General features: G+C 60.2%; 11 protein-coding genes. 3 read left to right on the plus strand and 8 right to left on the minus strand.

The genetic code is table 11. From position 1 onward, the window contains the following. Positions 1–58 precede the first annotated feature (58 nt). Entirely contained in the window at positions 59–1,417 is a 1,359-nt protein-coding gene (locus Enr8_RS19030; RefSeq protein WP_186767743.1) for an AAA-type ATPase lid domain-containing protein, read from the minus strand. A 135-nt stretch (positions 1,418–1,552) separates the two neighbouring features. Here Enr8_RS19030 and Enr8_RS19035 point away from each other — a divergent pair, with 135 nt between their 5' ends. Beyond that, complete coding sequence (locus tag Enr8_RS19035; RefSeq protein WP_146434505.1) at positions 1,553–2,749, plus strand: M20 family metallopeptidase; 1,197 nt, start codon at positions 1,553–1,555, stop codon at positions 2,747–2,749. A 371-nt stretch (positions 2,750–3,120) separates the two neighbouring features. Here Enr8_RS19035 and Enr8_RS19040 read toward each other — a convergent pair whose 3' ends face one another. The 7 genes from Enr8_RS19040 to Enr8_RS19070 form a co-directional block, all read right to left on the minus strand. Next, positions 3,121–4,680 carry an AAA family ATPase gene (locus tag Enr8_RS19040; protein WP_146434507.1) on the minus strand — a complete coding sequence of 520 codons (1,560 nt, stop codon included), beginning with the start codon at positions 4,678–4,680 and terminating at the stop codon, positions 3,121–3,123. Between the two features lie 1,163 nt (positions 4,681–5,843). Next, entirely contained in the window at positions 5,844–6,167 is a 324-nt protein-coding gene (locus tag Enr8_RS19045; RefSeq protein WP_146434509.1) for a calmodulin-binding protein, read from the minus strand. 499 nt (positions 6,168–6,666) lie between these two features. After that, positions 6,667–7,449 (minus strand): MBL fold metallo-hydrolase, encoded by a 783-nt coding sequence (locus Enr8_RS19050; protein WP_146434519.1) that lies wholly within the window; start codon positions 7,447–7,449, stop codon positions 6,667–6,669. A gap of 149 nt (positions 7,450–7,598) precedes the next feature. Continuing rightward, a complete protein-coding gene (locus tag Enr8_RS19055; RefSeq protein ID WP_146434521.1) occupies positions 7,599–7,832 on the minus strand; it encodes a hypothetical protein in 234 nt (77 codons plus the stop codon). A gap of 267 nt (positions 7,833–8,099) precedes the next feature. Next, a complete protein-coding gene (locus Enr8_RS19060; RefSeq protein WP_146434523.1) occupies positions 8,100–8,984 on the minus strand; it encodes an NAD(P)H-hydrate dehydratase in 885 nt (294 codons plus the stop codon). 20 nt (positions 8,985–9,004) lie between these two features. Next, on the minus strand, positions 9,005–9,778 hold the full coding sequence (gene larB, locus Enr8_RS19065) for a nickel pincer cofactor biosynthesis protein LarB (protein ID WP_146434525.1): 774 nt from the start codon (positions 9,776–9,778) through the stop codon (positions 9,005–9,007). Between the two features lie 44 nt (positions 9,779–9,822). Beyond that, on the minus strand, positions 9,823–11,163 hold the full coding sequence (locus tag Enr8_RS19070) for an MJ0042-type zinc finger domain-containing protein (protein WP_146434527.1): 1,341 nt from the start codon (positions 11,161–11,163) through the stop codon (positions 9,823–9,825). A 287-nt stretch (positions 11,164–11,450) separates the two neighbouring features. Between Enr8_RS19070 and Enr8_RS19075 the strand changes: the two genes are divergently transcribed. Continuing rightward, a complete protein-coding gene (locus Enr8_RS19075; protein ID WP_146434529.1) occupies positions 11,451–12,413 on the plus strand; it encodes a bifunctional riboflavin kinase/FAD synthetase in 963 nt (320 codons plus the stop codon). Beyond that, entirely contained in the window at positions 12,410–13,405 is a 996-nt protein-coding gene (locus tag Enr8_RS19080; RefSeq protein ID WP_315851770.1) for a DHH family phosphoesterase, read from the plus strand. The genes Enr8_RS19075 and Enr8_RS19080 overlap by 4 nt, the downstream gene beginning before the upstream one ends. The last annotated feature ends 55 nt before the right edge of the window (positions 13,406–13,460 follow it).

Consider the following 13,460-nt stretch of genomic DNA (forward strand, 5'->3'; position numbering starts at 1 on the left):
TCGACTACTGGAATTCATGGTAAGTTCGGGTGGATAGGATGACAACCAGACCGAGCCGTTACTCGTCCCCTGGATCGCTCGATTCGGCCGATTCGAGCCGTCGATGCAGCCGGGCGCGTGAAACGCCCAACAGTTCAGCCGCTTTCGACTTGTTTCCCTTGGTCTGCTCCAAGGCGCGGCGGATCAGCTCTTCCTCGACCCCCGCCAGAAACGCGTCCAACTCAATCGGCTCGGCCGGCTTGGCGGCAAACCGCTTCGCCTCCAGCGCGTGACGAATCTTCTGCGGCAAATGGTCGGCGTCAATCCAAACCGAATCGGTCGCCGACGCCGCCTCGGCGATCACCGCCGCCAACTCATCAATGTTGCCTGGCCAGTCGTAGTCCAACAGCGCATCGGCGGCCCCCTCGGTCAGCCCCCGCAGTTGTTCTTTTCGTTCCAGGTTCAGTTGCTCAACCAGCGTCTGCGACAATAGCGGGATATCTTCGGGGCGATCACAAAGGGGGGGCAGCGCAATCTCGATGGTCGACAGTTGATACGCCAGGTCTTCGCGAAACTTCCCCTGTTCGGCCCACGCCAATAGCGACTGCCGCGCCGTCGAGACGATCCGCAGATCCATCTCAATCAACCGCAACAGGTGCGACAGCTCCGACTGGGCGTCGCCTGGCAGTTGATCGGCGTCCAGCAAGATCAGCGACGCGTTGGACGCGTCGTCCGCCTCTTCACACCGACGGACGAACGAGCGAACCGCACTTTGAATCATTTCGGCGTCCATCAATCCGCTGCGGATCGAAATCACTGGGCCGCTCCCTTCGCCATGTCGCGCATAGCAAACCGTCCGGGCGGTATGCTCTCGGCCGCTCCCCGGCGGACCAAAAATCACCACCGGCAGCCGCGTCGCCGCCGAAAGCGAAATCTGCCGCCGCACGCGGCCGATCGCGGCGCTCTCCCCCATCAATTGACTGGTCGAAAACCGCTGACGCCAACTCCGTCGCCATTGCCGCAACTGGTCGTGCCGCAGATCGGCCTGACGCCCCTCCCCTACCCCATTGTGCGGATAGCAAATCGCCAGCGCGCCGACCGCGCCCCCTTCGTAGGTCAGCGGAGAGAATTGGACCAGGTACGAACCACCGCCCCCTTCACCTGGCAGCGTCAGCGGCGTTTCGGCACGCCGACCGGCGAACACGTCAGGCGGCGGCGCCAGATCGGCCGCCAATTGATCGAGCGGCGGCAACTGTCCCACGGCATGATAACGACATTTCCGCCCAATCAATTCTTCGGCCTGATCTCCCAGCGCCCTGCGACAGGCGTCATTCAGATAGGCCAACTGCTGATCCTGATCGATGGCGTAGACCGGAAACGCATGGTCGTTCAAGATTTGAGCCAACAAACTGGCAGGTCGGGTACGTGGTCGCGCCATGAATAATCCAGAGTCCGGGACTTGCGATACGCCCCCTATTATAGACGCCAAGAGCGCAACTCGGCTGGCCCTCTCCTGTCGCTTCGATATGATGAAGGCGCATGTTTTTCGCTCGATTTTCGGAAGAGTATCCCCATGACGTCGGACGTCGTCTCTCTGCTGCAGGATTTGGTTCGGATTCCCAGCGTCAATCCCATGGGACGCTCCATCGGACGCGATGTCGCCAGCGACATCTATCTCGAGACCCGCTTGACCCATTTTTTGGAACAGTACGTCGCCGATTGGGGTTACTACTGCGAGCGTCAAGCGGTCGCGCCGCAGCGCGACAATCTGCTGATCGCGACGATCGACCTGGCCAAGCTGCCTGCGGATCGGCCGATCTTGATGCTCGAGGCGCACCAAGACACCGTGCCGATCGACGGCATGTCGATCGATCCATTCGCCGCCGAGATCAAAGAGGGCCGCATCTACGGGCGCGGTTCGTGCGACATCAAAGGGGGCATGGCCGCGATGCTGACGGCGCTCTCCCGCTTTCGTGATCTGCCGGAAGCGGATCGCCCGGCCGTTGTACTCGCCTTGGCGATCAATGAAGAGCATGGCTTCTCCGGCGCCAAGCGGATGATTCGCAGCTGGACCGATGGCGAATCGCAACTGCTCACTCGAGCTCCGGCGGCGGTCTTGGTCGCCGAACCGACGATGCTGGATGTCGTGATTTCGCATAAAGGAGTCGTCCGCTGGAAGTGTCACGCCCATGGCGTCGCCACCCATAGCAGCAATCCGAAAATCGGCGCCAACGCGATCTATCGCATGGCAAAAATCGCCAATGCGTTTGAGCAACATGCCGACGACTTGCCAGGCAAGGTTGCGCCGCTGATTGGCGGCCCCACGTTGAGCGTCGGCATGATTACCGGCGGCGTCAGCGTCAATACAGTGCCGGACCACTGCGTGATCGAAATCGATCGCCGTCTGGCGCCAGGCGACGATCCGCTGGCCGCCCAACAAGCGGCGATCGACTTCGTCAACCAAGCGCTCGGCGATCCTGATTGGATTGAGCACAGCGAACCGTTCATCATTTCGCCCGGCCTGGCGCCGGAGCACAATCAAAACTTGGCCGCCTCGCTGCTGGAAACGCTTAGCGAGTGTGGCGTGACCGCCAAGACGATCGGCGTCCCCTACGGAACCGACGGCGCGATCCTCAGCCAAGGCGCCGTCCCCACCGTCGTCTGCGGCCCCGGCCACATCGCCCAAGCCCACACCCACGACGAATGGCTGGCGATTGACCAACTCGAAAAAAGCGTCGAAGTCTACGAAGCCTTCTGCCGAAAGTTTTGAGGAAAAGCGAAGCAATCGTAGCCCGACGCGCCAGCGAGGGAATGCGGCGTTCATTCCAAAGGACGAATGCCGAAGCTCGAATGACGAATCGAATCCGAATGCCCGAATGACGAACCGGACCGGACGATTCAACCAATCCCGGGTGGCCCGACCAGTCTGCCAAGACTGGCTCACGTTGCGCAGCAACAAGATGCCTCACCATCCAGATGGCACAACAACATTCGTCTCCATCGCCCTCAATCTTCAGCCCCGCCAACATCTCAGGCCCGGAGGGCCGTTCCAACCTAGCCTGGGGCGCAGTCGCGCTTCGCGACGCAGCCCCAGGTTGGTGCGATTCAATCGATCGTTGACGCTGGACTGGACCGTTTCTCTTATTGGGTCGCCCCTCCGGGGCTTGCGATCTTGGTGGCGACTTTTCCTAGGGCTGCGTCGCTGGCGCGACTTCGCCCTAGGCTAGATTGGCGGCGCCCCTCCGGGGCTTTTTGGGTCGGACTGGACTGTTTCGTGGATTCGTGCGGTTCGACGGGACTGGACTGTTTTGATTTATCCGCAACCGGACTGGACTGTTTTGGTTTTTCCGCGACGGGACTCGCTGGCGACTCTTTCTTGTTCGTGGCGTTGTTGATGATTTGATCATCGTCATCGTTTGGCGGGGTCTTGGTCCGCATAGCGGACCCTACGGGTGGTTCTTGCAACTCGGGCGGGCTGGACTGGACTGTTTCGTTTTTTTGGGTGGGTGGACTTTGTTCGGGGTGGTCGCTCGTGCTCTCGGCAGGCACGGCCTGCCCTACGCTGGATTGCCCTACGTTTTTCAACTGGAAGGTGGCGAAGCCGCTTCGCCGGGAGGGGGTTACTTTTTCGATTTCGCCGGCTTCTTCTAGCCGCTCCCACGCGGCCGCGAACATTGTGCCGTTCATCCCGGCATGTTCACGGACCGTTTGCTTCATCGCTCGGTCGGGGCCGAGGTTTTCGATCACGACGCGCAGTTTGGCGTCGTGCCGCTCGTCGCGGGTCATCGCTTCGCGGGCGGCTTGTTCGTTCTTCAGCGAATCGACAGTACGAACCTTCGTCGACCATCTGCGGCCGGCGGAATCATCGAGTCTTCCTTCCTCCACATCAACGCCCCACAGACTATCTTGCCCAGCGTCGCCGCCCACGGTCAGCCACAACTTGTGCTGCCCGCTGCCAAGTTCATAGCTTTGGCGGCGATTCACCAGCAGCCATTGCCGGGCCAAATCGTGACAGCCGGCGCTTTGCAAGTCGGTCACGTCGAGCGTTCGCGGGCGAATCGTCTTGCGCGTCGCGCAGCACAAAATCGGCGTCGCGCCGCACTCAAGACAACAGCGGATCATCGCCTGCAGGTGCAACGTGTGAGCCCGTTTTGTTTTGGCCGCGACGTCGAGCGGGTCGATCATCACCACTTCCAACTCGTACTTGCCGATCCACGCGCGCAACTGCCGCAGCTGTTTTTCAAGATTCGCGCTCGCCCCTTGCAGCGCGCAGACGAACCGGGGCGTCTCTTGTTTCTGTTTGCTCGTCATCCACCGCCGCGTTAAGTCGGTCAGCGCATGCTTCGCTTGCTCGCCGCTGAAGAAGCCGACGCGCACCTTGCGCTTGGTCGCAAATCGCCCCAAGAACTTTTCGCCCGTCGACAAGGCCGCCACCAGGTCGACCGCCAGCGACGTTTTCAAACATTTGCTCGGCCCGCAAATCACCGCCGGAGCGCCGCGCGAGAGCAGGCCGGGCACCAGCCAGTCGACTTCGTGCGGCTGCTCGAGCAGTTCGACCGAGGTGAACTCTTGCAGCGGTTTGTTGGTCGAGTCAAACCGGTCGACCGCCGCCTCGATCATCGGATCAGGCACCGCGATCGGGAACATCCCTTGCCCTTGCAACAACTCCCGCAGCCGCTCGATCCGATCACTACGATTCATGATTTTGCCTCCCCCAAAAAGTTGAACGAGAAACCGGCCGGAATGAGAAACAGAGCCGATTGAGAAACAGGATCTGGTCTCTTTTTCGCGAGTAAGTTTTCCACACGCGCAGCACGCGACCGCGAAAAAGCGACCTGACCCTTTTTCGAATCGCGCAAGCAAACGCGCTGCCGTAGTCCGCACAGCGGACCCTACGAGTTATTTACGCTGCCTGCAGACACGGCTGGACAAGCCAGCAGTGGCACACGTTTCGTTACATTTCGTCATGTTTGATGGCCACGGCGAAGAGCGTCGCCAGGCCGGCGGGAAGAATCGACGGGCATCCGTCACCCATGTTGCGAGAGGCATTAGCCCAAAAGTCGAGCAATTTGTCAAACCAATTTTGACCCGAGAAAACAAGGGCGAAATCGCACAAAATCGTAGCCCGAGGCGCGAGCCGAGGGAATGCGGCGTCCATTTCAATGACGAATGTCGAATCAAATCCGAAGGTCCGAATGACGAACGTCATCAGGCCCGGAGGGCCGTTCCAACCTAGCCTGGGGCGTAGTCGCGCTTCGCGACGCAGCCCCAGGAACGGTGCACGAAATCAATCGTTGACGTTGGACCGGATTGGTCGCTCGTTAGGTTCGCCCCTCCGGGGCTTTCGATCAGGGTGGCGACGTTACCTAGGGCTGCGTCGCCTGGTGGGCGACTTCGCCCTAGGCTAGGTTGGCTTGCCCCTCCGGGGCGGAAGAAGGATGGGGATGTTGGTTGCAGGGCATGACGGATGGAGGCGTTGCTGAAGAGACAATCCGGATGGTGAGGCATCTTGTTGCTGCGCAACCCGGCCAGTCGGAAGCCGACGTGACCGGGCCACCCGGTTTGTTGTTCGTCATTCGTCATTGACCTTGCGGCCGCATTCCCTCGGCTTGCGCCTCGGGTTAGAGCGGTTTTCCTCCATCTGTATGGTTCTGGCTGGTTGCGGCCGCGCTGGTCGGCGTTGACCTGCATCGACGAATCTTGAGGATTCGCCTGCTTCGGTCGCCTTGACCAGCTTGCCTCACCAACGCCAGAAACGCTACAGCTATCAGAAAAACGCTCTAGTATTTTTGCGCGCAAAAAAACGGACGGGCCTTCTCGGTCCGTCCGTTTTTTGTTGTGCAGTGTTTGACCACGAGCGTCGATTAAAAGACGTCGAGTTCGAAGTGGTGGCCGCTGTGGTACAGGCGGCCGTTCGGGTAGTAGTTTTGCCACCCTTTGTTGTAGACCGGAATTCGCATTTCGGCCGGATAGCGATAGTACAGGCTGTCGCTGCTCTTGTAGTACTCTTCGCCGTAGAAGTTTTGCGGGTAGTAGACGTAGGGATAGTGGTAGAACCGCTCCCAGTCATACGTACCGTAGGTCCCGCCCCAAGCGCGACCGAAGGCGCGTTCTTGAGCTTCGACCGATTGGGTCGCTGATAGCAATGCTGTCGCGACAATTAGTCCCAAGACGATGCGCTTCAACATCGTTTCCCCCCAAAATCAATATTTGCTTCCACGAAACCGTAGCGCGGCCGACGCTCGACGACGGTTCCGCTGCTCTTTGTTTCGGCAATCGGGTCGGCCTGGTTTTAACGAAAATCCGCTAGAACCGGCACAATGCGACCGAATCGCCCCTGGGGGAAGCTGGAGACTTTGGGGGATGACCAACGCCAATCCACACGTTTTGCCACGTAGCAGTCCGTTGATTTTCTCAACGGGCTGCTGGATCGCAGGGATGCGATCCCAAAATAGCGACGTAAGTCGTTATTTTGGGATCCGCGAAGAGCTATGCTCTGAGCCTGGCGAGGTTGGAAAATGCCACGAGGGCATTTTTCAACAGGCACGTAGGGTCCGCTGTGCGGACCAGGAAGCGCCATCCAGGTTAGCCATTCGATCATGGACGCTCCATGACAGGACTTGGTCCGCACAGCGGACCCTACCACGATTGATTGCCGAAAGCAGAGCCTCTTTACTGGAGCCTCATTTACTGAGGCCCCTTCCCTTCGATGATTTCGTCTTCCCACTCGTCCATCAGCGGCCAGTCGACGGCGCAGGTGCCGAAGTCGGCCATGTGCTGATACGACTCGAGCCGGGCGATCGTCTTGTCGAGCAAAGCGTCGTCCTTCTTGAAGATCGGACCATGGCTGGGAAGCAGCCATTTGACGTCGCTTTCGCGAATTCTTTTTAGCGACTTGATGAACGCCGGAATGTCGCTGCCATGGTGGGCGTCGATGGCGCCGACGCAACCGTCGCGGTAGATGTTGTCGCCGGAGAAGAGCAAGTCGCCCATGCGGAAGCTGAGTTGGCTGTCGGTATGGCCGGGCGTGTGCCAGACTTCCAACTTCAGCTTGCCGACGGTGACGACGTCGCCATCTTCGATCTGATGCTCGATCTGCACCATCGGCATCTCGAGGTGGATATCCTGGGCGGCGATCTCAGCGAAGGTGATCAGCTTGTCCCCTGATTCCAGCGGCTTGACCGCCAGCGGATGCGAAGTGATCGTCGTGCCGAGCAGTTGCTTCGTCTTGGCCAGGCCCTGGATATGGTCGACGTCGGCATGGGTGGCGATCAACGTCTTGCATTGCGACAGCGGGAAATCGAGCTGGCGGACCAGTTCGACAATCTCGTCGACCACTTCCTCGTAGCCGATATCAATCATGATCCATTCGTTCTCATCAAAGATGAGATAGACGTTACAGCCCAGCAGATGGCCCGCCTGAAAGTTCATCTCGATGACGTTCGGAAAAATCTCGCGCCGCGGCAGCATACTTGAGTCCTGACTATTGCATCGCGTGGGTAAGTGTTCGATTCTCTCGATCTTACCTGGATCGACGCCCAAACGACAGTGACCGGGCCAACCATGGCGCTTTTCTGCCGAATTTGAGATAGGGTCGCAAGAGCCGCCGAGCGTCCCTCCTACGACGGGCGGTGGCTCAGCATCCGGGCCAGATCGCGGACATGGATCGTCTCGGGCTGCTGCCCCATGCGCTGCCAGATCAGATTGGCGTCTTCCCAATCCAATGAGAGATCGTTTCGGTGCGCGAATTCGCAAATCGAACCGAGAGCGGCTCGTTCGTTTTCGGCCTCGAAAGTCCAGATGTAGGTTTCGCCGTTCTTTTCGTAGACGATTGCATTGACCGCTTGATTCATGGCGCCATGTCCTCCCTGGCGTGAAAACCGATTCGCCTCTAAGTCTCTTGACTAACAGGAAACTTCCGCGGATCGGTCCAGCGAACGTTTCAACATTGTCGCCGCTTCAAATCCCTGAAACGACTTGACCCAGGGGAAAAAACTGGAGGGGATGCCCCTCTGGGTCGCATTGAAAGAATACTCCCGGCGCGTGCGCAATCCAAGCGCATTTTGGATACGGCTTGCCACACGCGGCGAGGAGCGAATCGTCACGACCGGAATACGCGGTTAACGCCGACGTCGGTGCTGCTGAAAGGCGGACTCTAAATAGTCGAGCAAATCCGATGCGATCATCCCATCGCCGCCAATCGTTTTAGCCGCTAGATCGCCAGCCAGCCCATGCAGATAAACGCCCAGCTGCGCGGCTTCGAATGCGGAAATCCCTTGCCCTAATAGCGCGGCAATGACGCCTGTCAGAACATCCCCTGCGCCGGCAGTCGCCATGCCGGGGTTGCCGGTCTCGTTGGAGTAAACCTGCTCGCCATCGGTCACCGTGGTACGATGCCCCTTTAGGACGAGAACGACGCCGTTTCGTTTGGCCATATCGGCGGCGACGTCGGTCCAGCGGCCTTTCGGCAATTCGCGATCGCGGGCCAAACGGCGGAATTCGCCGGGATGCGGCGTCAACACGCGCGGACCGCCTGGTTCGGCCAGCGGATTTTCGCGCGAGCCGAGCGCGTTAATCGCATCGGCGTCGACCACCATCGGCGTCTTCAGATCGCAGTAGATATCTTGCACGAGCATGTCCAAACCATGCGAACGCCCCAGTCCCGGACCAACGGCAACCACGTCCGAATTTTTTGCAACCTTGGCGATTTGATCGCGGGCATGCATCGGCAAGAGGCCACTGCGATCTTCGGGCAGCGCGATCGTCATGCAGGAAGGTTCGACCTGCGCGACCAGCGGCTGGACGCTTTTGGGAGTCGCGATCGTCGTCAGTCCCGCGCCGCAGCGGAGCGAAGCGACGCCGGTCAGCGAGATCGAGCCGGACATGCCCGGCGAACCGCCGATGGCCAGCACGCGACCATAGTCTCCCTTGTGGCTGTTGGTCTTGCGCTGTTGCAGACGGGGCAAGGCGACTGACGCGTCGTCTTTGCGGTGAGAGCGATCCATCCTTGAATTCCTTTTTGCGGTTAGCGACGCCGACGCGTCGCGATGATTCCTGCGTTGTAAGCGGCTCGAAATCCGGCGTCGATGTTTACCACCGTGACGTTCGAGGCGCAACTGTTGAGCATCCCGAGAAGAGCCGCGACTCCGCCGAAACTAGCGCCGTAGCCGACGCTGGTAGGAGTCGCAATCACAGGACAAGCGAGATAGCCGCCGACCACGCTGGGCAACGCCCCTTCCATGCCGGCGACGACGATGACCGCATCGCAATCGGCAAGCTCGCCAATGCGCTCCGGCAGACGGTGGGGTCCGGCGACGCCGACGTCATGGATCGTCGTCACATCGACGTTCATCCATAACAACGTCTCGCGGGCCTCTTCGGCAACCGGCAAGTCGCTAGAGCCGGCGGTGATCAAACCGACCTTCCCTTGCGACGGTTGACCGGCGCTGCCTAGGCGAACCGTTCGTCCGACCGGGTTGTAGGTCGCGCCGTCCAACTTGGCGACGATGGCGGCGCCTTTTTCAGCGTCGATGCGGGTCGCCATGCACGACTGTCCGGCTTCCTGCTGACGCTGAAAGATCTCCAGGATCGTTTCGGCCGATTTGCCTTCGCCATAGACGACCTCCGGAAATCCGCATCGGCCCGAGCGGTCGAGGTCGAGCGAAGCGCCTTGCAGCGGAGCGGTCTTGGCAGCCGGCTCCGGCGTCGCCATCTGGGCGATTTGATCAATAAAGTCGGGAAGCGAAACGCGTCCGGCACGGAGCGATTTCGCTAGTTTTTCCATTTCGCTGCGGTTCATGGCCAACATAATACCGCAGACGCCGGCTCTCGTTGAGGGCGGTATCAGCCGTCAGCGGCATTCTCAGGCGTTTCGCCGACGTCCTGCGAGCACTCCCACCCCAGTTTTCCGAGCCAAACGGCGTAAAACAGGGCGTATCCGGTCGTCAGCACCCCAGCCGGCAGCACCATATATTTCACGTACTGGTACTCTTCGCCGCAAAAAAAGTACCCGATCCCCATCGCTACCAGGACCACTGCCAGCACGGCGCCGGTCACCATGTAGAACAAAATCCATTTGTGTAGTTTGCGTCCGACGGCGGCCAGAATCGAACTGCTGAGCGGAACCAGCGGCGTGCCGGAGTCAAGCAGCGACAAATAGAAGTAGGGAAACAGCACAAAGCTGAGCCCCCCCAGCGGCACGCCCAAGTAGGGCGAAATCAGGGCGCTGACCAGCCCGGACGGCAACAGCGCCATCATCAATGCAATGACGAAAAAGACGGTCTCCATGATCCGCTCAAACGCTGGGGTCTCGGGCCATACCAAATGGGCGACCCCGCTGGCGATTGACGTCGAAATGTTCATGAACGCCGAAGCGAGATAGACCAGCACGATCGCGCCAATCACCACCGTCAAAGCCGATAGCACAAAGCTGGTCAAGTAGGCGCCAAAGCCGCCAATCCCATCGGTGACGTTGATTCGAACCAACATCGCGTTGATTCCGGTATACAGCACGACCGCCATCCCCAACGCCGCCACGATCCACCGCGTCAGAAATTGGACTTCGCAAAAAAACTTGAAATCGGTCTTGATCGCATCGGGCGCCAGCGAAACCGGGTTCTTCACCCGCGTCGCCCGCGGATCGTAGTCCTCCGGCGTCAGGCTCTCCCGCTTCTTCTCGGCATACGGCTCCGCTTCGTACGCGGTCGCCGCCGTTTGCTCGACCGCTTTCTGATAGGGCTTGTCGGCGTAGGTGTGGCGTTCGCGTTCAACTTTGGCCTGACGCTCCGCTTCTTCAAAGTAGCGGGCCGCCATCTGTTTCGAAGCGCTGTCGTCGTGCGTCTCTTCCTTCAGCGAGTAGAAGTCGTCGTCATCCGTCGTCTGCGGTTTGGGGGGCAGTTTCTTGGCCGGCGCCTTGGCCACAAACGCCGTCTCGCAGTCGGGGCACTTCACCTTCTTGCCCAAGTCGGCCGACTGGATCGTGACCCGCGTGTTGCAAAGCGGACAGACGACCGCTTCGGTCTCCTCATTGTCGCGCCCGCCCGAGCGAATCACGCCGACCGCGTCCGGCTGCGGCACGCGCAGCGAATGTTCGCAATGCGGACAAGTAAACGAGTCCCCGGCGGCCGAAGCGGCGGCCTGCAATTGGGCGCTGCAGGAAGTACAGGCGAATTTCAAGATTTCCATAACAAGTCTCGGCGTCGCGTCTTCGGCTGCCTAATCGAATGGTCTGTTATGCGGCTGACTTGCCCTTACCATTTGCCAGTCTACCGCGCCAAAGCGGCCGACGGCGAATCGGGGCACGGCGATTTATCTTAAACCGATTGGAGGAATTCCGACTGTTTTTCGTCCGAAAGTCGCTCATATTTCAGAGAAACCTCACAGGATTCTCCGTTGTCGCTTGTCGAGAGCGGTTCGACGTACAAAAATAAGTAGCTTCGTCCGCTCCCCCCTACTTTAAGCCAGGCAGTCGCGTGCGTTTGCTGCACGATCTCGAGCACGTTCCGTCCGAAATTCTGGGCGGCGCGCTCACCATCGGAAACTTTGACGGCGTCCATCGCGGACATGCCCGGATCGTCGAGGCGATCCGCCGGCAAGCGCGCGCCGTGCAAGGCCCGACGATCGTCTTCACGTTCGACCCGCATCCGGTGCGTCTGCTGCGGCCACAGCAAACGCCGCCGCCGCTGACCTGGACGCGCCGCAAAGCGCAACTGCTGGCGCAACTGGGGGTCGACGCGATGATCGCCTATCCAACCGATCGCGCTCTGCTAGAACTCTCGGCCGAAGACTTCTTTCAACAGATCGTCGTCGACAAGCTGCAAGCCAAAGCGATGGTCGAAGGGCCGAACTTCTACTTCGGCCGCGACCGCCGCGGCAACACCCAACTGCTGGGCGAACTTTGTCAGCAACATGCGCTGGAACTCGAAATCGTACAGCCGCTCGAGCTGCCCGGCGACGCCGAGATCATTTCCAGCAGTCGCGTCCGTCAGGCGATCGCCGCCGGCGAAATCGAAACCGCGCGGCGAATGCTGACCGAACCTTATCGCCTGCGGGGCATGGTGACGCATGGCGCTGGCCGCGGTAACACGCTGGGGTTCGCCACCGCCAACCTGGAGGCGATCGATACCATCGTGCCGGCGCATGGCGTCTATGCCGGCTATGTCGTGCGGAAAGAACTGACGCATGCCGCCGCGATTCACATCGGACCCAATCCAACTTTCGGCGAGGGGCATCCGAAAGTCGAAGCGCACCTGTTAGATTTTGAAGGCTCGCTGTATGGCGAGCCGCTCGAGTTGGCGTTCCTGGCTCGATTGCGTGACGTGCGCACCTTTGACGATGCAGAGCAATTAACCAGTCAGATACATCAAGACGTCGAAGCGGTGAAGCGTGCGTACAGCGATTGGCTGACGCCCGACGTCAGGGAAGAAACGAAATGAGCGACATCAACATCGACTGGAAAAAATTGGGCGAAGCGATCGCTCCGTACCAACGCTTTCTGCTGACCAGCCACGTACGCCCCGACTGCGACGCCCTCGGCAGCGAATTGGGAATGGCGGCGCTGCTGCGGCAGATGGGGAAAGAAGCGTTGATCGTCAACGCTTCCGAAACCCCGCCGCATCTCTCGTTTATCGACCCCACCGGCGAAGTTCGCGTATTGGGTCGCGACGTCACCGCCGCGGCGCTCGAAGGAACCTTCGACGCGCTAATGGTCGTCGATACCGGCGCCTGGATTCAACTGGCCGAAATGGGCGAGGTGCTCAAAGCGTTCGCTGGCCCCAAGTTCGTCCTGGATCATCACGTCAGCGAAGATGATCTGGGCGCCGAGGTCTTCAAAGACTCGACCGCCGAAGCGACCGGCCGGTTGATCTACGAAGCGGCCGAGGCCTGGGGACTTTCGCTCGACCCGCAAACCGCCTCGCAGCTGTTCACCGCCATCGCCACCGATACCGGCTGGTTCCGTTTTAGCTCGGTCACCAGCGGCACCTATCGCGCGATCGCCGGCCTGGTCGACGCTGGCGCCTCGCCGGCCGCCGTCTACGCCGATCTCTACGAACGGGATCGGTTGGCCCGCGTGCTGTTGCGGGGACGTATCCTGGCGAAGGTGAACGTCATCTCCGACGGCCGACTCGCCTACAGCACCGCCGAGTCATCCGACTTCGAGTTGACCGGTTCGACCACCAGCGATACCGAAGATGCGATCAACATGATGCTGGTCATCCAGGGGGTCAAAGCGGCGGTCCTGTTTATCGAACTTCCCGACGGCGGCATCAAAGCGAGCTTCCGCAGCCGCTCGGCGCTCGACGTCTCGCAAGTCGCCGCCAACTTCGGCGGCGGCGGCCACAAGATGGCGGCCGGCGCCACGCTGTCGACCACGCTCACCAAAGCGATGGAAAGCGTCCTGCCGGTGATGCAGCAAGGTTTGGGTTAAGCTTTCGTTCTTCAGCCCCAAAGGGGCGCCGCTAAGGTAGCCCTGGGTAATGCGC

Origin of the sequence: Blastopirellula retiformator, from assembly GCF_007859755.1 — a bacterium.
Lineage (GTDB): Bacteria > Planctomycetota > Planctomycetia > Pirellulales > Pirellulaceae > Blastopirellula > Blastopirellula retiformator.

What these genes read in the sequence shown, in the direction of transcription:
- Enr8_RS19080 (WP_315851770.1), top strand. Translation starts at nt 12,410, where the DNA reads ATGAGCGACATCAACATCGACTGGAAAAAATTGGGCGAAGCGATCGCT.
- Enr8_RS19045 (WP_146434509.1), bottom strand. Translation starts at nt 6,167, where the DNA reads ATGTTGAAGCGCATCGTCTTGGGACTAATTGTCGCGACAGCATTGCTA.
- larB (WP_146434525.1), bottom strand. Translation starts at nt 9,778, where the DNA reads ATGAACCGCAGCGAAATGGAAAAACTAGCGAAATCGCTCCGTGCCGGA.
- Enr8_RS19030 (WP_186767743.1), bottom strand. Translation starts at nt 1,417, where the DNA reads ATGGCGCGACCACGTACCCGACCTGCCAGTTTGTTGGCTCAAATCTTG.
- Enr8_RS19050 (WP_146434519.1), bottom strand. Translation starts at nt 7,449, where the DNA reads ATGCTGCCGCGGCGCGAGATTTTTCCGAACGTCATCGAGATGAACTTT.
- Enr8_RS19070 (WP_146434527.1), bottom strand. Translation starts at nt 11,163, where the DNA reads ATGGAAATCTTGAAATTCGCCTGTACTTCCTGCAGCGCCCAATTGCAG.
- Enr8_RS19040 (WP_146434507.1), bottom strand. Translation starts at nt 4,680, where the DNA reads ATGAATCGTAGTGATCGGATCGAGCGGCTGCGGGAGTTGTTGCAAGGG.
- Enr8_RS19055 (WP_146434521.1), bottom strand. Translation starts at nt 7,832, where the DNA reads ATGAATCAAGCGGTCAATGCAATCGTCTACGAAAAGAACGGCGAAACC.
- Enr8_RS19035 (WP_146434505.1), top strand. Translation starts at nt 1,553, where the DNA reads ATGACGTCGGACGTCGTCTCTCTGCTGCAGGATTTGGTTCGGATTCCC.
- Enr8_RS19060 (WP_146434523.1), bottom strand. Translation starts at nt 8,984, where the DNA reads ATGGATCGCTCTCACCGCAAAGACGACGCGTCAGTCGCCTTGCCCCGT.